Annotated in this window: 24 protein-coding genes; 8 read left to right on the top strand and 16 right to left on the bottom strand. The window is 66.4% G+C overall.

Going from position 1 to position 20,610, the window contains the following annotated elements; genetic code table 11:
• Window positions 1-27: 27 nt before the first annotated feature.
• The gene (locus CH339_RS01380) at window positions 28-729 is read right to left on the bottom strand and encodes a GntR family transcriptional regulator (RefSeq protein ID WP_245408089.1); all 702 of its coding nucleotides are present in this window, start codon (window positions 727-729) and stop codon (window positions 28-30) included.
• Window positions 730-1,273: 544 nt separating this feature from the next.
• On the opposite strand from CH339_RS01380, the gene CH339_RS01375 reads away from it, so the two are divergent.
• The 8 genes from CH339_RS01375 (at window position 1,274) to CH339_RS01340 (ending at window position 8,208) form a co-directional block, all read left to right on the top strand.
• Window positions 1,274-2,254 carry a TRAP transporter substrate-binding protein gene (locus tag CH339_RS01375; RefSeq protein WP_111432458.1) on the top strand — a complete coding sequence of 327 codons (981 nt, stop codon included), beginning with the start codon at window positions 1,274-1,276 and terminating at the stop codon, window positions 2,252-2,254.
• Between the two features lie 112 nt (window positions 2,255-2,366).
• Entirely contained in the window at window positions 2,367-2,864 is a 498-nt protein-coding gene (locus tag CH339_RS01370; RefSeq protein WP_111432457.1) for a TRAP transporter small permease, read from the top strand.
• 2 nt (window positions 2,865-2,866) lie between these two features.
• Complete coding sequence (locus CH339_RS01365) at window positions 2,867-4,147, top strand: TRAP transporter large permease (protein ID WP_111432456.1); 1,281 nt, start codon at window positions 2,867-2,869, stop codon at window positions 4,145-4,147.
• Window positions 4,148-4,160: 13 nt separating this feature from the next.
• A complete protein-coding gene (locus CH339_RS01360) occupies window positions 4,161-4,478 on the top strand; it encodes a cupin domain-containing protein (protein WP_245408088.1) in 318 nt (105 codons plus the stop codon).
• Window positions 4,479-4,674: 196 nt separating this feature from the next.
• Window positions 4,675-5,499 carry a 5-dehydro-4-deoxy-D-glucuronate isomerase gene (gene kduI, locus CH339_RS01355; RefSeq protein WP_111432455.1) on the top strand — a complete coding sequence of 275 codons (825 nt, stop codon included), beginning with the start codon at window positions 4,675-4,677 and terminating at the stop codon, window positions 5,497-5,499.
• A 74-nt stretch (window positions 5,500-5,573) separates the two neighbouring features.
• Complete coding sequence (locus tag CH339_RS01350) at window positions 5,574-6,344, top strand: SDR family oxidoreductase (protein WP_111432454.1); 771 nt, start codon at window positions 5,574-5,576, stop codon at window positions 6,342-6,344.
• Window positions 6,345-6,364: 20 nt separating this feature from the next.
• Complete coding sequence (locus tag CH339_RS01345) at window positions 6,365-7,474, top strand: sugar kinase (RefSeq protein WP_111432453.1); 1,110 nt, start codon at window positions 6,365-6,367, stop codon at window positions 7,472-7,474.
• A gap of 104 nt (window positions 7,475-7,578) precedes the next feature.
• Window positions 7,579-8,208, top strand: a complete 630-nt coding sequence (locus tag CH339_RS01340) for a bifunctional 4-hydroxy-2-oxoglutarate aldolase/2-dehydro-3-deoxy-phosphogluconate aldolase (RefSeq protein WP_111432452.1) — start codon at window positions 7,579-7,581, stop codon at window positions 8,206-8,208.
• Window positions 8,209-8,212: 4 nt separating this feature from the next.
• On the opposite strand, the gene CH339_RS01335 is transcribed toward CH339_RS01340, so the two are convergent.
• The 15 genes from CH339_RS01335 to atpD all read right to left on the bottom strand — a co-directional run bounded on the left by CH339_RS01335 (window position 8,213) and on the right by atpD (window position 20,572).
• Entirely contained in the window at window positions 8,213-9,100 is an 888-nt protein-coding gene (locus CH339_RS01335; protein ID WP_111432451.1) for a LysR family transcriptional regulator, read from the bottom strand.
• A gap of 4 nt (window positions 9,101-9,104) precedes the next feature.
• A complete protein-coding gene (locus CH339_RS01330) occupies window positions 9,105-9,896 on the bottom strand; it encodes an ABC transporter permease (RefSeq protein WP_111432450.1) in 792 nt (263 codons plus the stop codon).
• Window positions 9,893-10,768 (bottom strand): ABC transporter permease, encoded by an 876-nt coding sequence (locus tag CH339_RS01325; protein ID WP_111432449.1) that lies wholly within the window; start codon window positions 10,766-10,768, stop codon window positions 9,893-9,895. Before CH339_RS01325 ends, CH339_RS01330 begins: the two co-directional genes overlap by 4 nt.
• A gap of 61 nt (window positions 10,769-10,829) precedes the next feature.
• Window positions 10,830-12,017 carry an ABC transporter substrate-binding protein gene (locus CH339_RS01320; protein ID WP_111432504.1) on the bottom strand — a complete coding sequence of 396 codons (1,188 nt, stop codon included), beginning with the start codon at window positions 12,015-12,017 and terminating at the stop codon, window positions 10,830-10,832.
• Between the two features lie 71 nt (window positions 12,018-12,088).
• Window positions 12,089-13,150, bottom strand: a complete 1,062-nt coding sequence (locus CH339_RS01315) for an ABC transporter ATP-binding protein (protein ID WP_111432448.1) — start codon at window positions 13,148-13,150, stop codon at window positions 12,089-12,091.
• Between the two features lie 70 nt (window positions 13,151-13,220).
• Entirely contained in the window at window positions 13,221-13,865 is a 645-nt protein-coding gene (locus CH339_RS01310) for a pyroglutamyl-peptidase I (RefSeq protein ID WP_111432447.1), read from the bottom strand.
• A 210-nt stretch (window positions 13,866-14,075) separates the two neighbouring features.
• Complete coding sequence (locus CH339_RS01305) at window positions 14,076-14,942, bottom strand: F0F1 ATP synthase subunit gamma (protein WP_111432446.1); 867 nt, start codon at window positions 14,940-14,942, stop codon at window positions 14,076-14,078.
• Complete coding sequence (locus CH339_RS01300; RefSeq protein WP_111432445.1) at window positions 14,939-16,471, bottom strand: F0F1 ATP synthase subunit alpha; 1,533 nt, start codon at window positions 16,469-16,471, stop codon at window positions 14,939-14,941. Before CH339_RS01300 ends, CH339_RS01305 begins: the two co-directional genes overlap by 4 nt.
• Complete coding sequence (locus CH339_RS01295; protein WP_111432444.1) at window positions 16,458-17,201, bottom strand: F0F1 ATP synthase subunit delta; 744 nt, start codon at window positions 17,199-17,201, stop codon at window positions 16,458-16,460. The genes CH339_RS01300 and CH339_RS01295 overlap by 14 nt, the downstream gene beginning before the upstream one ends.
• Window positions 17,202-17,217: 16 nt before the next feature.
• The gene (locus tag CH339_RS01290) at window positions 17,218-17,463 is read right to left on the bottom strand and encodes a F0F1 ATP synthase subunit C (protein ID WP_111432443.1); all 246 of its coding nucleotides are present in this window, start codon (window positions 17,461-17,463) and stop codon (window positions 17,218-17,220) included.
• Between the two features lie 17 nt (window positions 17,464-17,480).
• A complete protein-coding gene (locus CH339_RS01285; RefSeq protein ID WP_111432442.1) occupies window positions 17,481-18,146 on the bottom strand; it encodes a F0F1 ATP synthase subunit A in 666 nt (221 codons plus the stop codon).
• Window positions 18,143-18,427 (bottom strand): ATP synthase subunit I, encoded by a 285-nt coding sequence (locus CH339_RS01280; protein ID WP_170138348.1) that lies wholly within the window; start codon window positions 18,425-18,427, stop codon window positions 18,143-18,145. The genes CH339_RS01285 and CH339_RS01280 overlap by 4 nt, the downstream gene beginning before the upstream one ends.
• Window positions 18,424-18,696: an AtpZ/AtpI family protein gene (locus CH339_RS01275; RefSeq protein WP_245408087.1), complete on the bottom strand. Its 273-nt coding sequence runs from the start codon at window positions 18,694-18,696 to the stop codon at window positions 18,424-18,426. Before CH339_RS01275 ends, CH339_RS01280 begins: the two co-directional genes overlap by 4 nt.
• Complete coding sequence (locus CH339_RS01270; RefSeq protein ID WP_111432440.1) at window positions 18,693-19,139, bottom strand: F0F1 ATP synthase subunit epsilon; 447 nt, start codon at window positions 19,137-19,139, stop codon at window positions 18,693-18,695. The genes CH339_RS01275 and CH339_RS01270 overlap by 4 nt, the downstream gene beginning before the upstream one ends.
• Window positions 19,136-20,572, bottom strand: a complete 1,437-nt coding sequence (atpD, locus tag CH339_RS01265) for a F0F1 ATP synthase subunit beta (RefSeq protein ID WP_111432439.1) — start codon at window positions 20,570-20,572, stop codon at window positions 19,136-19,138. The genes CH339_RS01270 and atpD overlap by 4 nt, the downstream gene beginning before the upstream one ends.
• Window positions 20,573-20,610 lie beyond the last annotated feature (38 nt).

Here is a 20,610-nt window from a genome sequence, read left to right as displayed (position 1 = left end):
CCGAACGTCAGGCCGCCGGCCGGTGGTTCACGACGGCTCCAGGTCGAAACACTCCGCATGGGCCGAGCGGATGCCTTCGAGCTGGGTGCCGATGCGCTGCAGGTGCTGGCGCATCTCGTCGAGCGCGCCTGCCTCGTCGCGGGCAGCGAGCCGGTCGAAGATGCGCAGGTGCTCTTCCAGCGCAAAGCCGGCGCCGTTTTCCAGCGACAGGTAGCGGATGCGGTCCATATGCGCCTTGTGGTTCTGGATCAGCGTCCAGACATGGGCATGGCCGGCCGCCTCGCAGATCTCGAAGTGGAACCGGTCATCATACATGTGGAAGCCCTCGCGGTCGTCGGCCTCCACGGCCTTGCGCTGGCGCTCCAGAAGCTCCTCCAGGGCGCCGAGCCGCGCCGTGTCGAGATTGGGGATCGCCGCCCGCGTCGTCTCCATCTCCAGCGCCGTGCGCACGAAGATCGCCTCATAGACCGCCTCGATCGAGATCGGCGTGACGACGGTCGCCCGCTGCGGTCGGATCATCAGGAGCTTGACCTGGGAGAGCCGGTAGAACGCATCGCGCACCGGCTGCCGGCTGACGCCCATCTGGCCGGCGACCTCGGCCTCCGAGAGCTTCGCCCCCGGCGGCAGCACCAGCTTCATGATCCGCACATAGAGCTCCTCGTACACCTGGTCGGTGACCGAGGGAGGCCGCGTCTGATCGAACGTCAGCGATTTCAGCCCTTCAATCACATCACATCCCCGCAATCTCGAACCGGTCGCGCCGGTGTCCCGCCGCACCGCACGCCGAACCGATTCCCTTCACGCCACCTTTTAGCATCTCCGCGACGACTGTCCCGGCGCGGCGTGCACGATACCGGATTGACTCCGAATGCCGACTAGCATATTAGAATATCAACGGTTCGGCTACCCTTATTGACCGTGAGCTTTTTAGGGAGGAGCTCGTGGAACGAAAAAGCCGAGAGGCGCAGCCTTTGGTGTCGAAAAGCCCCGCATGCCCGCACGGTGGCGGGCTGAAGAGACGACCGGCATTCGGCGCGACTTGCCGGTCTTCGAGGCCGTCCCGACGAGACGCTTCGCCCCCCTTCCCCTTCCTGCTCCCTGCTCCGGACGCCTTCGCCGCCGCATCCCGCGTCGTGCCAGGGCGGGCCCACGGCCCGGATCAGGAGGGAGGAAGCCCTACGACGCCCCGATGGGCGCAACAGGCCGCAGGTCGGGCCGTATCGGGATACCTTGCCTGCACCCCAGCCGCAAAGGCTCACTAGGAGGAAATAAAATGCGACTCTTCAAAACGATAACGATCGCCGCGGCGATGCTCGCATCCACCGCGCTCGCGGCCAATGCCGCCGAGACCATGCTGCGCTCGTCCGACACCCACCCCGACGGCTATCCGACCGTCGAGGCCGTCAAGTACATGGGCAAGCTGCTTGAGGAAAAGACCGACGGCCGCCTCGGCGTCGAGGTCTTCCACTCCGCCCAGCTCGGCGAGGAAAAGGACACCATCGAGCAGACGCAGTTCGGCGTCATCGACTTCAACCGCGTCTCGCTTGGGCCGTTCAACAACATCATCGAAGAGACCAAGATCCCGTCGCTGCCCTACATCTTCCGCTCCATCGACCACATGCACAAGGTCATGGACGGGCTGATCGGCGAAGACATCCTGAAGGCCTTCGAAGCCCACGACCTGGTCGGTCTGGCGTTCTACGATGCCGGCGCGCGCTCGTTCTACAACAGCGAAAAGCCGATCAAGAGCATGGACGATCTGAAAGGCATGAAGTTCCGCGTCATGCAGTCGGACGTCTTCGTCAAGATGGTCGATGCGCTCGGCGCCAACGCCACGCCGATGCCCTATGGCGAGGTCTACTCCTCGATCCAGACCGGCGTCATCGACGGTGCGGAGAACAACTGGCCGTCCTTTGAATCCTCCGGTCACTTCGAGGTCGCGCCGTACTACACGCTCGACCAGCACCTGATCGTGCCGGAAGTGCTCGTCATGTCGAAGAAGAGCTGGGACAAGCTCTCGGCCGAAGACCAGGCCGCCGTGCGCGAAGCCGCCAAGGAATCCGTGCCCCACATGCGCAAGCTCTGGGCCGACCGCGAAGCCGCCTCCGAGGCGAAGGTCAAGAAGGCCGGCGTCAACATCGTCACCGACATCGACAAGACGCCGTTCATCGAGGCCATGAAGCCGGTCTACGAAGAGTTCGTCACCTCCGACAAGCTGAAGGACCTCGTGGAACGCATCCAGGCGACCGAATAGGCACGCCCACATCGCTCACGGCCCGGCCCCTTTCGCGGGGGCCGGGCTCCCAGCAAAGACGCCCGGTCGGTGGTGAATCGTGACAACTTTCTTCCTGATACTGACGCGGGTGATGGCCGTCCTGGCCCGCATTGCCCTTGCGCTTTCCGGCATCGGCCTCGTCCTGATGACCGCGTTCATCGCCTGGCAGGTGTTCGGCCGCTTCGTCCTCAATGACACGCCGACCTGGACCGAGAGCGTGTCGGTCCTGATCATGGGCTGGTTCATCTTCCTCGGCGCCGCGGTCGGTATCCGGGAAGGGTATCACCTGTCCTTCGATGTCTTCCTCTACCTGCTGCCCGACAGGGTGAAGCGCGTGCTCCACACCGTTTCCGATATCGTCGTGGTCGCCTTCGGCGCCGGCATGATCGGCTACGGCATCCAGCTCGCCGAGGCCACCTGGTCGACCACCATCCCGAATGTCGGCTGGTCCGGCGCCACCGCCTTCCTCGCCCTGATCTGCGGCGGCGTGCTCCTCGTGCTGTTTTCGCTGGAACGGCTCGCCCGCCGCGCCGCCGGCCTCGTGACCGCCCGCTTCGGCGAAGTCGAACTCCCGGATGAGGATCGCTGATCATGGAATACTGGATCCTTTTCGGGACCTTCGTTTTTCTGCTTCTGATCGGAACGCCGATCGCCTTCTGCCTCGGCGTCTCGTCGTTTGCCACCATCGCCTATCTCGGCCTGCCGCCCGTGGTCGTGTTCCAGCGCCTCAATTCCGGCGTCAGCATCTTTGCGCTGATGGCGATCCCGTTCTTCATTTTCGCCGGCAATCTGATGGTGCGCGGCGACATCGCGCGCCGCCTGGTGGCGCTCGCCGGCGCCGCGGTCGGCCATTTCCGCGGCGGCCTCGGCCAGGTCAACATCCTCGCCTCGGTGCTGTTCGGCGGCATTTCCGGCTCCGCCGCCGCCGACGCCTCGGCCATCGGCGGCCTGATGGTTCCGCAGATGAAGGAGCGCGGCTACGACGCCGACTACGCCGTCAACATCACCGTCGTCAGCTCCATCATCGCCCTGATGCTGCCGCCGTCCCACAATCTCATCATCTATTCGATCGCCGGCGGCGGCCGCATCTCCATCGCCGACCTGTTCACCGCCGGCATCATCCCGGGCCTCGTGCTGGCGCTGTCGCTGATGGTCGCCGCCTGGCTGGTCGCCCGGAAGCGCGGCTATCCGCTGGAGCCGTTCCCGGGCATGCGCGCGGTCGGCACCCTGCTTTTGTCGGCAACGCCCGGTCTCGTCCTCGTCGCCATCATCTTCGGCGGCGTCAGGTCCGGCGTCTTCACCGCCTCGGAAAGCTCGTGCATCGCCGTCGTCTACGCCATGTTCGCGATCTTCTTCCTCTACCGGACGATGGATTTCGAGCAGTTCCGGCTGGCGGTCTCGGACGCGGTGCGCACCACCGCCATGGTGCTGATGGTGATCGGCTGCGCCGCCGCCTTCGGCTGGCTCCTCGCCTTCCTCAGGATCCCGACCCAGCTCGTGGAGTTCATGCGCGACCTCTCCGACAGCCCGATCGTCATCCTGCTCCTGATCAACGTGCTGCTCCTCATCCTCGGCTCGTTCATGGACATGTCGCCGCTGATCGTCATCACCACGCCGATCTTCCTGCCGGTGGCGATGGAGTTCAATGTCGACCCGGTGCAGTTCGGCATCATCCTCGTCCTCAACCTCGGCATTGGCCTGTGCACCCCGCCCGTCGGCACGGTGCTCTTCGTCGGCTGCGCCGTCGGCAAGATGCCGGTCTGGGACGTGGTCAGGACGATCTGGCCGTTCTACATCGCCGGCATCTTCACCCTGATGCTGGTCACCTACATCCCGGCGCTGTCGCTGTGGCTGCCCTCGCTGTTCCACTAGGAAAAAACTGGCAGTGGCATTCGTGAACCCCAGAGAAAAAGAGCCCTCCGGCCCCGGCGTCACCCGCCAGGTGCTGTCGGAAAGCGAAGCGCTGATGGTCGTCGCCTTCACCTTCGAGGAGGGCGGCATCGGCGAGGCCCACAGCCACCCGCACGTCCAGTCGACCTATGTGGAGGACGGCCGCTTCGCCTTCTCCGTCGACGGCGAGGCGTTCGAGGTGACGAAAGGCGACAGCTTCGTCATCCCGTCCGGCGCCGTCCATGGCTGCACCTGCCTGGAGGCCGGCCGGCTGATCGACTGCTTCATGCCGCGGCGCGACGATTTTCTCTGAACGCTCCTCGCCCCGGGGGTGATGGAGCAGATGAGGGCGCTGAAACGTTAGGAATACAGGCAAAAGGCCTGAACGAAGAATTCAATCGCGGAAGCCGGAACACCGGAGACTCAGACCCGCGACAAGCCGGCGGCCGACCATCCCCCCTCCCAGTGGTCGGCCGCCGCAAGAGACGAACGAATGAAGGAGATGAACGATGGCAAACGTCGAAACCCGCCACGCGGTCCATTACGAGCACGCCGAGACGATGGGCACGGAGGACCTGCGCCGGCATTTCCTCGTCTCCGGCCTCTTCAAGGACGGCGAGGTCAACCTCGTCTACACCCACTATGACCGCATGACGGTCGGCGGCGCCCTGCCGGCCGGCGGCAAGGTGGTGCTGGACGTCGTCGACGAGACCCGCACCGCGACCTTCCTGGAGCGCCGCGAGATGGGCGTCGTCAATATCGGCGACACCGGCACCGTCTCGGCCGGCGGCGAGACCTGGACGCTGAACAATGGCGACGTGCTCTATCTCGGCAAGGGCACCGGCGCCGTCACCTTCGAGGGCGGCGGGCGCTACTACCTCGCCTCGGCCCCGGCCCACAAGGAGTTCCCGGCCCGCCTCATCACCGTCGCCGATTGCGTTGAGGTCAAGCTCGGCGATCCGGCGACTTCCAACAAGCGCACCATCCGCCAGTTCATCCACCCACTGGTCATGGAAAGCTGCCAGCTCGTCCTCGGCTACACCACCCTGGAGGACGGCTCGGTCTGGAACACCATGCCCTGCCACCGCCACGACCGGCGCATGGAGGCCTATTTCTACATCAACATGGATCCGGAGGCCCGGCTGGTGCACCTGATGGGCCGGCCCGAGCACACCCGCCACCTGATGATCGCCAACGAGGAAGGCGCCCTGTCGCCGCCCTGGTCACTGCATTCCGGCGCCGGCACCGGCCCCTACACCTTCATCTGGGCGATGGCCGGCGACAACGTCGACTACACCGACATGGACCACCTGAAGCCCGGCGATTTGCGCTGACTCTCCGCTGACCTGCCGGTGCGGCACCCGTGCTGCACCGGCCCTTCCCCGAACGCCATCAAAGGGAACCGGATATGAGCGTCCTCGACAGATTTCGCCTCGACGGCAAGACGGCGCTGGTCACCGGCGCCAAACGCGGCATCGGCAAGGCGATGGCCGTCGCCCTGGCCGAAGCCGGCGCCGACATCGTCGCCGTCAGCGCCTCGCTGGAAAAGGACGGCAGCGCCGTCGGCGAGGCCGTGCGCACCCTCGGCCGCGATTTCCACGCCTATTCCTGCGACTTCTCCGACCGCAAGGCGCTTGCAGCCTTCGCCGACGAGGTGACGCGCGACGTCGGCGCCATCGACATCCTCGTCAACAACGCCGGCACCATCCGCCGGGCGCCCGCGGCCGAGCACCCCGATGAGCTCTGGGACGAGGTCATCGAGGTCAACCTCAACGCCCAGTTCGTGCTGTCGCGCGAGATTGGCCGGGGCATGGTGGAGCGCGGCTCCGGCAAGATCATCTTCACCGCCTCGCTGCTCACCTTCCAGGGCGGCATCAACGTGCCCGGCTACGCCGCCAGCAAGGGTGCCATCGGCCAGCTCACCATGGCTCTTGCCAACGAATGGGCGGCCAAGGGCGTCAACGTCAACGCGATCGCCCCCGGCTACATCCGCACCGACAACACCCAGGCCCTGCAGGACGACCCCGACCGCGCCGCGGCGATTCTTGGCCGCATCCCGGCCGGCCGCTGGGGCGAGCCGGAGGATTTTGCCGGCCCCGTCGTGTTCCTCGCCTCAAGCGCTTCCGACTACATGAACGGCGCCATCCTTACCGTCGACGGCGGCTGGATGGGACGATAACAAAACCCGAGACAATACAAATGACCGAAAAAAGCACTCTCAGCATCCGCCCGGCAGAGGACTGCCGCTACGACATCGTCTCCCTCGGCGAGATCATGCTCCGGCTCGATCCGGGCGAAGGCCGCATCCGCACCGCGCGCCACTTCCGCGCCTGGGAAGGCGGCGGCGAGTACAACGTCGCCCGCGGCCTCCGGCGCTGCTTCGGCATGCGCGCCGGCGTCGTCACCGCCTTTGCCGACAATGAAATGGGCCTGCTGATGGAGGACTTCATCCTCCAGGGCGGCGTCGACACCTCGCTCATCAAATGGGTGCCCTATGACGGCATCGGCCGGTCGGTGCGCAACGGCCTCAACTTCACCGAACGCGGCTTCGGCATCCGCGGCGCCGTCGGCTGCTCCGACCGCGGCAACACCGCCGCCTCGCAATTGAAGCCCGGCGACGTCGACTGGGATCACCTCTTCGGCACCCTCGGCGTGCGCTGGTTCCACACCGGCGGCATCTTCGCCGCCCTGTCGGAGACCACCGGCCCGGTCGTCATCGAGGCGGCAAAGGCGGCCGAAAAGCACGGCACCATCGTCTCCTACGACCTCAACTACCGCCCGTCGCTCTGGAAAGGCTTTGGCGGCATCGACAAGTGCCGCGAGATCAACCGCGAGATCGCCCGCCATGTCGACGTGATGATCGGCAACGAGGAGGATTTTACAGCCTGCCTCGGCTTTGAGGTGGAAGGTGTAGATGACAACCTCACCGACCTCGACACCGGCGCCTTCGGCCGGATGATCGCAAAGGCCGTTGCCGAATACCCGAACTTCAAGGCGACCGCGACGACGATGCGCGGCGTCAAGACCGCGACCGTCAACGACTGGGGCGCCATGTGCTGGATGGACGGCACCTTCTACACGTCCACCCACCGGCCCGAACTTGAGATCATGGACCGCGTCGGCGGCGGCGACAGTTTTGCGTCCGGCTTCATCTACGGGCTGATGACCTTCGGCGACCCCCAGAAAGCGGTTGAATACGGCGCCGCCCACGGCGCGCTCGCCATGACGACGCCGGGCGACACCACCATGGCCTCGCTGAAGGAGGTCGAAAAACTGGTCGGCGGCGGCGGCGCCCGCGTCGACCGCTAGGAAGCGTGGGCCCGAAAACGGGCACCGGCATGCAAACAGGACCACGCTTGAAAACGAACAGATAAACGCAGTGCCACCGGCCCCGGTGGCCAAAGGACAAGAAAATGCTCGAAGAGCTTTTGAAACGGCGCATCATCCCGGTCATCGTCATCGAGGACGCAGGCGACGCCGAACCCCTCGCCGAAGCGCTCCTGAAGGGCGGCATCGACATCATCGAGGTCACCTTCCGGACCGCCGCGGCCGAAGAGGCGATCGGCCGGATCGCCAAGGCCTTCCCGGACATGATGCTCGGCGCCGGCACGGTGCTGACGAGCGAACAGGCCGACCGGGCGCTCGGCGCCGGCGCCCGCTTCGGCTTCGCGCCGGGCCTCAACCCGAAGGTCGTGAAACACTTCCAGGACGCCGGCGGCCTCTTCATGCCGGGCGTCATGACCCCCTCGGAGATCGAGCAGGGGCTGGAACTCGGCTGCAAGGTGCTGAAATTCTTCCCCGCCGCCCAGGCCGGCGGCCCGGCGATGATCAAGGCGCTTGCCGGCCCCTATGCCAGCCAGGGCCTCAAATTCTCGCCCACCGGCGGCATCACCCTCGACAACATGATGGATTATCTGTCCTTGCCGGTCGTCTCGGCCATCGGCGGCTCCTGGCTCGCCACGAAAAAGCAGATCGCCGACAAGGACTGGGCTACTATCGCCGACCAGGCCAAGGCCGCCTTTTCCCGCGCCGCGGCGGGATAACCCCTCAAAACCCGCGGCAGACCCCGCGGACGATTTCCGCGAATGCCCGCTGGGTGTCCGTTTCCTGCAGCGACTGGGCGTGGGCGATGACGTATTGGAACGTCACCTTCGGCTCGAACGGGCGGATGACGACGCCGTTGTTGAGCCAGGTCGGCGCGGCGAAGGGCTCGATGAGCGCGATCGCAAGGCCCGCCGCGACGAGGCCGTAGCCGGTGTGGGAGTTCTGGATGCCGATGCCGCGCTCGTAGTCGACGCCGGCATCCGTCAGGATTTTTGCCACCCGGTTCCAGTTGACGAGGCCGCTCGGCAGAATCCTCAAGACATCCTCGCCGATGAAATCCTCCGGCGTGACCACGTCCTTCCGGGCCAGCGGATGGGATTCATGCACCGCGCAGACATGGGAGGCCTCCATCAGCGGCTCCTGGACGATGCCGGTCACCTCCGGAAAGGCAAGCGTCACGGCCAGATGCGACAGGTGCGTCTGCAGCCTTGTGACGATCTCCGAGGAGGAAAACCCCTCGATCACGAGGCTGACTTCCGGGTGGTCGACCCGGAACCGCTTGACCGCTTCGGGAAAGATGTAGGTGGCAAGCGCCGGCGTCGCGCAGACCTTGAGGTCGGCCGGGCGCTGGGTGCGGATCTGTTCCGCCACCCGCTCCACATGGTCGAGGCCCATATAGAACTGCTCGACGCCCTGGTAGAAACGCAGCGCCTCGGTGGTCGGCGCCAGCCGGCCCTTGACCCGGTTGAACAGGCGAAAGCCGAGATCGGCCTCCAGGTCCGCGATCAGGCGGCTGACGGCGGGCTGGGTGATCGCCATGGCGTCGGCGGCGCCGGTGGTGGTGCCGGTCACCATCACATATCGGAAGGCTTCGATCTGTCTGTAGCGCATGGCCCTATGGGAGTTGGCGCCGCCTCGTGACGACGACGATCCCTGCCATAAGAGCGAGCGTTGCGACAATCAGCAAGGTCATCAGCGCATAGAGCGCCGGGCTGAGCCCGACTTGTTGATATTGAGACCAGAGATAGGTCTGCACCGTGTTGCGGCCGCCCTGGACGATCGAGGTGCGGATGGTCTCGTTGAAGGAAAGGATCAGCGAGAACGCCGCCGCCCCGAACAGCCCCTGCCGGATGCAGGGCAATTCCACCTTCCAGAACGCGGCAAACCGGTTGGAGCCGAGCACATAGGCGGCCTCCAGATAGGTCTCATCGAAGCTCGCCATCACCGTCATGATGACCAGCGTCGCGAATGGCAGCGCCCAGAGGATCTGCACGACGCTCATGGTCAGCAAGGACGGCTCGACGCCGAGCACCTTGAAGAACACGGCCATGGCAACGCCCATGCTGACGCCGGGCACGAACAGCGGCAACAGGACGAGGCCGAGGATCAGCCGCGGCTTCTGCCATTCGCGCAGCGCCTGGGCGATCGCCAGCGCCAGCACCGGCGTGACCACGGCGACGATGGCGCCGATCATGACGGTGTTCCAGATGCCGCCGATGAGGAGCGGGTCGTCAAAAATCGCCCGGTAGCTGGCGAACAGGCCACCATTCTCCACCGACGCGCCCGCGAAGGACCGCAGCACCGGCGGCACCATCGGCGCATAGAGGAAGACGAGCACCAGGGCGACGAACCCCCAGACGAGGCCGTTGGCGGCGCGCTGTGCGGAGGTGGGGGCGGGAACCGTCATTGGCGCCCCATGATCTTGCCGAGGAAGAGGCGCAAATCGAAGAAGAAGAACCACGCCACCAGAAGGATCAACATGACGAGAACGGCAAATGTCGACATCGCCGAGGCCAGCGGATAGTTGATGACGTTAAGCGAGGAGATGATCGAATTGCCGAGAAGCTGGTAGCCGGTGCCGCCGAGGATGACGGAGACGGCGAATTCGCCGAAGGCGCCGACGAAACCGAAGATGGCGGCGGCAAAGACGCCCGGCAGCGACAGCGGCAGCGTCACCCGCCAGAACGTCATCAGCCGTCCCTCGCCGAGCACCCAGCTCGCCTGCTCGTAGCGCTTGTCGGTGCCGGAAAGCGACAGCCAGATCGGAAAGATCATGAACGGCATATAGGCCGTGACCAGCCCCAGATAGACGGCGAAATCGCTGTAGAGCAGCCAGTCGAGCGGCGCATCGGTGAGCCCGAGCCCCATCAGCGCGCTGTTGACGAAGCCGCTGCGGCCGAGGATGTCCGACCAGGAAAAGGTGCGGATGATGAAGTTGACGAGGAACGGCACGGAAAAGAGAAACAACGTCACGCCGACCAGCGTCGGGCGCACCTTCTTGGCGACGATATAGGCGAGCGGATAGGCGATCAGCAGCATCAGCACGGTGGAGGAGACCGCCACCCAGAGGCTGCGCCAGAACACCTCGATCCGAACCCCGGAGAGGAACGTCGCATAGGCGTGCCAGGTGACATCCGGGACCATAGCAAATCCCGTCTTCTTCCAGAAACTGACGGCGACCATGATCCCCAGCGGGCCAAGGATCAGGATCGCCACCAGAAGGAGCGGCAGGCCGAGCACGAGGACGCGAAGAAGAGCGTCGAAACGGATGCTTTTCATCGTGGTGTCCTCACTGTCGGCATGCCGTCATGCTGAAGGTCGGGAGGTTACGCAGCCCGGCCTATGCGGCCTTGAAGCGCTGCCACTCCTCTTCGTATGCCTCGACATGGGTCGGCCAGCGGTTCTGCCAGGTGCCGCCATAGGCGAACTTGTCCTTCACCCGGGCGTCGATGGCCGCGATCTTGTCGGCCTCTTCCTTGGAGAACTCCTCCGGATGGGCGGCCGCATACTCCGCCGCCATCGGGTTGGTCATGTAGCCGCGCATGCCGGTGATCTTGGCGCCGTACCAGGGGCCGAGCATGAAGTTGAGGAGGTCGTAGGCCGCCGCCGTCTCCTCGTCGCTGCGATCCGGATTGTTGACCAGATAGGCGGCCATCGCCCAGAGCAGATAACCTTCCTTCGGCGAGGCGTATTCGACGTTGACGCCCTTGTCGCGGGCGACGAAGACCATCGGCTCCCAGCAGTCCATGACGTAGATTTCCTGGCTGGTGAGCAGGTTGACGCCCTGCTCGAAGCCCGACCAGATGAGCCGGAACTGGCCTTCCTTCTTCTTCTCGATCAGGAAGTCGATGACGTTCTTCAGCTCCTCCGGCGTCATGTCGGCCGGATCCTCGATATCGACCAGCTTGTTGGCCTTCAGGTAGAGCGCGGTCTTCTGGCCGGTCGTCGTGTAGTTGTCCTCAAGGGCAACGAACCCCTTGAACTTCGGGTCGAAGAACGCGCCGTAGCTGTCGATCTCGCCGGTCTTGTCCGGCAGATAGCCGAAGGAATCCGCCTGCAGCACGGTCGGCACGCCATAGAGCGTGCCGTCATAGCCGATGAAGTCGAAGCCCGGCGAGCCCTCGGCGAGATAGGTGTCGATATAGGTGTTCTTGGCGAAGTTCGGCATCTTGGAGGTGTCGATGACCTCGATCAGGTCCGCCTCGGCGAGCGGCTTCTGCATGCCGCCGACGATGTTGATGATATCGAAGGTCTTCTGCCCGCCGCCGGCGAGCAACTGGTTGACGACGGCCGACGGCGCATTGCCGATCGAGACCAGATTGACGTCCTTGCCGGTGGCGGCCTTGAACTTCGTCCAGTCGCCGCCCGGGTCGCCGACGCCGATATCGGCGATGGTCACAGTGCCGTCCGCGGCAAGGGCGGAAAACGGCGAAAAACTGCCGGCGAGCGCGGCGGCGCCGGCCATGCCGGTGGTCTTGAGGAACGAGCGCCGATTGAGATGCGGCGTGAAACGCTTGAAGTCTGACATGATGAACTCCCTGGCTCTTGGAAGGAACGGGTTCACGGGAAGGGGTGGACCGGGTCCATTGTCTCTGGGCCTCAATCCGGCTCAAGCACGACGAGATTGTCGGCGTGAATGGAGATGTAGACGGTGTCGCCGACGGCCATCGAGCTGCGCTGGGAAAGCGTCGCTTCCAGCGTCTGGCCGTCGGCAAGCTTCAAATGGTAGTTGCTGTAGAGGCCGCGATAGGTGATCGCCTCGATGGTGGCGTTGAGCGCCATGTTGGAGGCTGCGGCAGGCGGGCCGAAATGGACGGTCTCGCCGCGGATCGCAAGGCACCCGGAGGACAGGTCCCGCCCGCGCGGATCGACCACCGCCTCGGCGCCGGCAAGAGACACGACCACCTTGCCGTCGCGGCGGTGGTATTCGGCCTTCAACACGTTGCAGCCGCGGAAGAAGTGGGCGACGAAGGGCGTCCGCGGATAGCGGAAGATCTCCTTCGGCGTGTCGCACTGCACGTAGGCCCCGGCATTGAGGACCGCGACCCGGTCGCTCATCGTCAGCGCCTCTTCCTGGTCGTGGGTGACGTAGATGAAGGTGGTGCCGGTGCGCTGGTGGATGTTGCGCAACTCGTCCTGCATCTCGCGCCGGATCTTTTCGTCGAGCGCCGACAGCGGTTCGTCGAGGAGCAGGATCGACGGGTTCGGGGCGAGCGCCCGGGCGATCGCCACCCGCTGCTGCTCGCCGCCGGAAAGCTGGGCGATATTGCGTTTCCCGAAGCCTTCAAGGCCGACGAGGGAAAGCAGTTCCTCCACCCGGATCCTGGCGTCGGCCTTCGAGGAGCCGGTCTTGCGCAGGCCGTAGGCAACATTCTCGCCGACATTCAGGTGCGGGAAGATGGCATAGTTCTGGAACACCATGCCGAGATGGCGGTCCCAGGGCGGCACGCGGGTCATGTCCCGCCCGTTGATGACGATGCTGCCGCGGTCGGGATATTCCAGCCCTGCGATCATCCTGAGGATGGTCGATTTGCCGGACCCGCTGGGGCCGAGCATGGTGAAGAACTCGCCCCGGTCCACGTCCATGGAGAAGTCGTCCGCGGGAACCGCAGTCCCGAAGCGCTTGTGGAGCCCGCGCAGTTCGAGAATGGGGTCGCTCATGGCCGTGGCGCTTTATCGGGTGGATCGACGGTGCGGGCCGGCGTGGCGGCAAAGGCGATCAGGGCATGCATCACACGGCATCCCAGTCCGCGATGATCTCGCCCAGCGCAATCGAGACTGCGTCCGCCATCATGGAAAGCGCCATAGACGGCTCCGGATCGTGCGTGTCGCCCTGCTTTGCCACGTGTTCCGGCGTGAACGGCACGTGCAGGAAGCCGCATTTCATGGGCAAACCGCGCTCGGCGACGAGGTGGCTCACCGTGAACAGCATCTGGTTGCACATGTGATTGCCGGCGGCATAAGAGACGATCGCCGGAATGCCCGCGTCCCGCATCGCCTCGACGATCCGCCGGTTCGGGATGGTGGCGTTGTAGGCGGGTGGCGCTCCCTCGATGACCGGCACGCCGGCGAGGCTGTTGCCCGAGGCGTCCGGCACGTCGAAATCGCGCCAGTTGGTGCCGAGCATTTCGGCCCGCATCGTCGTTGCGCCGGGGGCAAGGCCAATGCCGAGCCAGACGTCGGGCTTATGCTCGGCGAGCGCTGCCTCGATGGTGTCGAAGAGCCGGTCGGTCAGCACCGGCACCTCGAGCGGAACGAGGTTGATGCCGGCCCAGTCGCGGGCCATGACGGCCCTCAAGGCCAATGTTGCGGGATTGTTTTCAGCCTTCGCCCACGCACCGTAGGCGGCCACCAGAATCGTCGGTTCGGCCGTCACGTTCTACCCTTCTGCTGGAATGGTGTTGTTGTTTTTTCAAAGTGTGTGCCGGCCCTGCTATAATATCAAATAGCATTTACTTATGCATACATGTCCTAATGTGATACCCATGCCGCGCCGCACACAAAACCGGCGTTTCCGCGCCGGCCGCTGGCAGCCGCCATTCGGCCCTTCCTGAAGAGTGATTTTTCGCCGCACTGCACCAGCCCCCTAGCGGGAGCCGGCTCCCGCGTCGGCACCGGAGGCGAGTTCGATGATCTCGTCGGTGATCTCGTCCTGGCGCAGGCGCCGGTAGAGGCCGGTCAGGTCGTCGAGCCGCTCGTCCACATTGTGGCGCGCGGCGATCATCGCCCGCATCCGCGCCTCGTTCTCCGCGGCAAAGGAGAGCATGATCGCCTCTGACAGTTCGGCAAAAAGGTATTCGTCGGCAAGCTGCGCGATCAGCGTGCCGGGGTCCTGGGTAACGAGCGGCGGGATGGCCCGGCTTGCCACCGGGAACCGCTCGAAATCGAGCGGCACCAGGCTGCGGTCGACAAGCGCAAAGGCGCCGCCCCCGTCGGCGGGAACGGCATGGACCACCGTCACCGCGGTGACGCCCGCCGACAGCCGCTTGAGGACGGCATCGGCAAGCCGGTTCGCAAGCCCCTGCGCCTCCTCCACATGGGCGGCCATCGGCGCCGACCAGGCAACGTTGAGTTCGCGCTCCGCCGCCGCCATCAGCCCGCGATCGCCGACGAGAAAAAGCTCGGCCTCGCCCGCACCCTTCAGATGCCGCCCGGCGGCATCCAGCACCCGTTCGTTGAAGGTGCCGACGAACCCCTGTTCGGACGACAGCGCGATCACCAGCCGCCGCCCAGCGGCCGTTTCGCCCGCCATCCGTCCGTCGACGTCCGGCATCAATGCGAGAGCCTCGCCGATGGCACCGCCGACCGTTTCCGCGTAGGCGCGGATGCCGGCAAGATGGGCCTTGGCCTCCTGCGCCCGTGCCGCCGCAATGCCGCGCATGGCGGTGATCACGGCCTTCAGTTGCCGGACGCTGCCGATCCTCTCGTCGACCTCGCTGAGCCGGCCGGTCATGACGCCCGCCCCTTCGCCGCAACCTCCGCAACGAGGGCCTTCACGGCCTCGACCAGCGCCGTCCGCGTTTCCGCCGTCAGATCGCCCGTCTCCCTGACCGCCGCAACCGCGCCCGAAGCCTGGGCATCGAGATGGGCGGAAAGCCGTCCGCGCACCGCCTCGACCACGCCCGCCGGGACATCATCGAAGACGCCCTCGGCAAGGGCAGCGAGCAGCGCCACCTCGTCGGCAAGACGCAGCGGCGAGAACCGCGGCTGGGTGAGCAGCGCCCGGATGGCCTCGCCGCGGGCGATCTGCGCCTTGACGCGGGTATCCGACAGGCCGCCGAAGCGGGTGAACATCTCCAGTTCCAGGAACTGGGCGTAGTCGAGCCGCACCCGGCCGGAAACCTCTCGCAGCGCCGGCTTCTGCGCCTTGCCGCCGACGCGGCTGACGGAAAGGCCGACATCGACGGCCGGCCGCTGATTGGCTGCGAACAGGCGCGAATCGAGCACGATCTGGCCGTCGGTGATGGAGATGAGGTTGGTCGGGATATAGGCGGAAAGGTTGCCGGCATCGGTCTCGGCAATCGGCAGCGCCGTCAGCGAGCCGCCGCCGAGTTTTTCCGACAGCTTCGCCGCCCGCTCCAGCATGCGCGCATGGACGTAAAAAATGTCGCCCGGATAGGCCTCGCGTCCGGGCGCCTCGCGGGTGAGGAGCGCCAGTTCGCGGTGGGTGGCGGCGTGCTTCATCATGTCGTCGACGACGATGAGGGCGTGGCCGCCCCGGTCGCGGAAATACTCGGCCATGGTAAAGCCGGCAAAGGGCGCGATCCATTGCAGGCCGGGGGCGACGGCAGCCGGCGCGACGACGAAGATGCAGCGCTCCGGCGCGCCGTGCTGGCGCACCGCGTCGATCACCCGCTCGATGGCGGATGCCCGCTGGCCGACGGCGACATAGACGCAGATCATGTCGCTGTCGCGCTGGTTGATGATGGCATCGACGGCAAGCGCCGTCTTGCCGGTGGCGCGGTCGCCGATGATCAGTTCGCGCTGGCCGCGGCCGAGGGCGAACAGCGCATCGACGACGAGGACGCCGGTCTCAACGGGCGCGGCGACGAGGTCGCGGTCGACGATGGCCGGTGCCGGCCGCTCGATCGGATGGCACTCGGCGGCCGCAACCGGCGCGTCGCTGTCGAGCGGCCGGCCGAGCGGGTCGACGACGCGGCCGAGCAGCCCCTCGCCCACCGGCACGCGCACCACCTCGCCCGTCCCGGTCACCCGCATGCCTGCCTCGATCTCCGTCGCCTCGTCGAGGATGACGACGGCGATCCGGCCCTCGTCGAGGGTCAGCGCAAAGCCGTAGCGCTCGCCCTCGAAACGCAGCAATTCGTCGAGCCGCGCATCCGGCAGGCCGGAAACGAAGGCGATGCCGTCGCCGACGCTCTCCACCCGGCCAACGGTCTCCGCCTCCGGCCCGAGCTTCGCCGAGGCCACGGTGTCGCGGCGGCGCTCCAGCCATTTTTCGCCGGTCGCATCAGGCGTCGTCATGGCGTGTCAGCTCCGCTTGAAGGTGTTCCAGATCAGCCCGGAAGCTGTTGCGCACCGAGGCATGGCGGCCGGTGAGTTCCAGCCCGGCGATGAGATCGGGATCGACCGCGACCTTGATATCGACGTCGTGCCCGAGCGCTTTGCGGAGGGCGCTTTTGCAGGCGTCCCTTTCGGCATCCTGCAGGGCGCGCGGTGCGGCGAGCGTCATAGGCCCGGAACCGTCGCCGAGCTCCGCCCGCGCCGCCTCCGGCAGCGCAGCGACGCCCTCGGCAAGGCCGTCGATGAAACCGGCAATGCGCGCCTCGTCCGGAAGGCGTTCCAGCAACCGCTTGGCGATATCGACCGACAGCCGTCCGGCCCGCGCACTCATTTTTTTCTCCTCGGCCCGCCGCTCCCCGGCGATCGCCGCTTTCGCCTCGTCGCGCAGTCTGTCGGCGTCGGCCCGCGCAGCGGCCAACAGCGATGTCTTCTGCTTTTCGGCCTCCTTCTGAGCCGCATCCAGAACGGCACTACGGCCAGCGGCAGTCTTCGCCGCCTCGGCCTTTGCCTTTTCCCGCTCGCTTTCCGCGGCCTTCCTGGCGGCTGCGGCGTCGTCCAGCGTCTTTTCGGCTTCGGCCCGGCGCTCGGAGAGGATGTTTGCCACCGGCCGAAACAGGAAGCGCGCCAACAGCCAGACCAGAACGAGCGCGTTGACGGTCTGAAGCCCGAGCGTCCACCAGTCGATCTGCATGGCCGCGCGCCGATTCTTACGAGGTGAACGGGTTGGCGAAGAGCACCAGGAGGGCGATGACGAGGCAGTAGATCGCCATCGTCTCGATCATGGCAAGGCCGACGAAGAGCGTCCGCGACAGGGTGCCGGCCGCGTCCGGCTGGCGGGCGATGGCGTCCATCGCCGCGGCAACCGCCCTTCCCTCGCCGAGCGCCGGCCCGATAGCGCCGAAAGAGACGGCGAGGGCGGCGGAAAAGATGCTGACGATCTCGATCCAGTTCATGGGGAACCTCTCTGGGGTTAGCCGCCCTCGGAGGCGGCGGCGCCGATGAAGACGGCGGCAAGGACGGCGAAGATGTAGGCCTGGACGGCACCGGTGAGGAGTTCCAGCGCCATCAGCGGGATCGGCACCAGGAGGCCGGCGAGCGACAGGATGATGCCGACGACGAAGACGCCGCTCATGACGTTGCCGAAGAGCCGCACGATCAGCGAGAAGGTGCGGGTGATCTGTTCGACGAGATTGAGCGGGATCATCACCCAGCTCGGCTCGGCGAAGGTTTTCAGGTACCCGCCCGCCCCCCGCGCGCGAACGCCGAACCAGATGGTCGCCCCGAAGACGATGAGGGCGAGCGCCGCATCGGTCTCGATATGCGCGGTCGGCGGCTCGACGCCGGGGACGATCGACATCCAGTTGGCAACCAGCACATAGACGAGGATGGTGCCGATGAGCGCGCGATAGGGCGCCGTATCGCCGCCGACGATGTCGCGGAGCTGGCCGTCGATGGCGGTCACGAACAGCTCCAGCGCCGCCTGCGTCCGGCTCGGGCGGAGTTTCAGTCGGCGCGTAAGGATCGCGCAGCCAAGCGCCAGCACCGCCATCAGGACCCAGGTCACGATCACAGGATCGGTGATCGGCACCGGCCCGACGAAAAAGACCGGCTCCAGGACGAGCGGCGAGCCGTTCATGCCGTGCCCCCATAGCGTTTCACCGCGACCTGTCTTGCGGCGAGCACTCCCACCGCGCCGGCGAGCAGCGCCAGCGCGCCGAATTGGGCAAGCAGCACGAACACGCCGACGAGGACTGCAAAACGGAGGACGATGACCGCGATCGCCGCGACGGCAGACCCGGCCCCGAGCAGCATCTGCGTGTTCCACCAGAGCAGCCGGAAATGCACGAGGCCGACCGCGAACCCGGCAACGAGGCCGAGCGCGACATGGAGGAGAATGGAGAAAACATCCGCCGTCATTGTCTGTGCATCCATTTCCAGGCCGACCAGAAGCCGATGACCGCACCGACCATGAGGAGTGGGGCGGAAAAGAAGACGCCGCTCTCGAACGTCCGGTCGAGCCAGCGGCCGACGAACAGTCCGATCAGCATCGGCACGACGATGGCCCAGCCGAGGATGCCGATCTGGCCGAGGCGCTTGCCGAGCGACGGCTCCGGCTCCTTGCGCGCCCTGTCGCGGCCGGCGGCCGCGCGCCGCGCCGCCTCGGCCAACTGGTCGTCGTCGCTCACGGCGCGTCCTCCGGTTGGACTTGCCGCGCCATGGCGGACGGTCCCTGCGGGCGAAGAAAGCGCATGAGCTGGCGCACCGCCTGGGCATGGAGGCGCATCTGCTCGACCCGCGCGCGCCGGTCCACATCGGCCTCCTGCTCCCGCTCCGCGTGGACGGTGGCCTCGAGCCGCTCAAGGTCGTCGCCCAGCACCCCCTCCCGGCAGGCAACGGCCACCTCGCGGCCGTGGCTGACGGCGAAGACGGCGCCGCGGATCGCGCAATAGCGCATCGCCCCGTCGGCGAGCCGCCAACGCACCACAGACGCCGGCAGCACGGTGAGGAGATCGGTGTGCCCCGGCAGGATGCCGAAGCTGCCGCTGAGGTCCTCGGCCCGCACGGACTGCACCTCGGCGCCGTCGACCAGCACCGCCATCGGCGTTGATATGGTGAGGGAAAGCGTCATGGCGCAGCCGCGACCTTGGTCGCCTTCGGCTCGCCCTTCGCCTTCTGTCGCGCCTCGTCGAGCGTGCCGACCATATAGAGTGCGCTTTCCGGCCAGTCGTCGCAGTCGCCGGCAAGGATCGCCCGGCAGCCGGCTATGGTCTCGGCGATCCCGACGGACTTGCCGGCAACGCCGGTGAACGCCTCCGTCACGCTAAAGGGCTGGGTCAGGAAGCGTTGCAGGCGCCGCGCCCGCTCCGCCGTGCGCCGGTCTTCAAGACCCAGCTCCTCCATGCCCAGCAGCGAGATCACGTCCTGCAGTTCGCGGTAGTGTTCCAGCGTCTGGCGCACCGCGATGGCCGTGTCCGAATGCTCCTTTCCGACGATCAGTGGGTCGAGCAGGATCGAGGAGGAGGCGATCGGGTCGATGGCCGGGTACATGCCCTCCGCCGCCATGGCGCGCGACAGCACCACCATGCTGTCCACATGGGCGGCGATGGTGGTGACCGCCGGGTCCGTAAAATCGTCGGCCGGCACATAGACCGCCTCGATGGCGGTGACGGCCGCGCCGGCGACCGAGGCGATCCGCTCCTGCAGCGCGCCGACCTCGCTCGCCAGCGTCGGCTGGTAGCCGACCCGCGAGGGCAGCCGTCCGAGCAGGCCGGAGATCTCGGCCCCCGCCTGGACGAACCGGAACACGTTGTCCATTAGGAGGAGCACGTTGCGGCGGTCCTCGTCGCGGAACGTTTCGGCAATCGTCAGCGCCGACATCGGCACCCGCCAGCGCGCGCCCGGCGGCTCGTTCATCTGGCCGTAGACCAGCACGGTGCGGTCGAGGACGCCGGACTCGCGCATGTCGAGGAGCATCTCGTGGCCCTCGCGCGAGCGCTCGCCGATGCCGGCAAAGACGGAGATGCCCTGATAGGCCGAGACCATGGCGTGGATCAGCTCCATGACGAGCACGGTCTTGCCGACGCCGGCGCCGCCGAACATCGCCGCCTTGCCGCCCTGGGCGATAGGCGCGAGAAGGTCGATGACCTTGATGCCGGTGGCGAAAAGCTCCGTCGTCCCGGTCTGGCGGGAAAATTCCGGCGGCTTGCGGTGGATCGGCCGACGCGGAACATCCTCGGAAAGCGGCTCGCCGCCGTCACCCGTTTGCCCGGCAACGTCGAGGAGACGGCCGAGCACGGCCTCGCCGACGGGCATTTCCAGCGGCGTTCCCGGAACACGCACGTTCGCGCCGCGGGAAAGGCCGGCCGTCGCCTGCAGCGCGATGGCGCGCACGGTGCGCTCGCTGAGATGCGCCTGCACCTCGGCGAGGATCGGCGCAGCCCCGCCCCGCTCGATGAGGAGCGCGTCGTCGATGGGCGGCAGCGGGCCGGCATCGAAGGCAACGTCGACGACGGCGCCGCGCACCGCGATCACCCGTCCCGAAGCTTCCGCCGCCTGTTCCATCGACTCACTGCCGCAAACACGCCCCTCCCCATCATACA

Origin of the sequence: Rhodobium orientis (assembly GCF_003258835.1) — a bacterium.
GTDB classification, from domain to species: domain Bacteria; phylum Pseudomonadota; class Alphaproteobacteria; order Rhizobiales; family Rhodobiaceae; genus Rhodobium; species Rhodobium orientis.
This window is presented reverse-complemented; position numbering and strand designations above follow the sequence as displayed.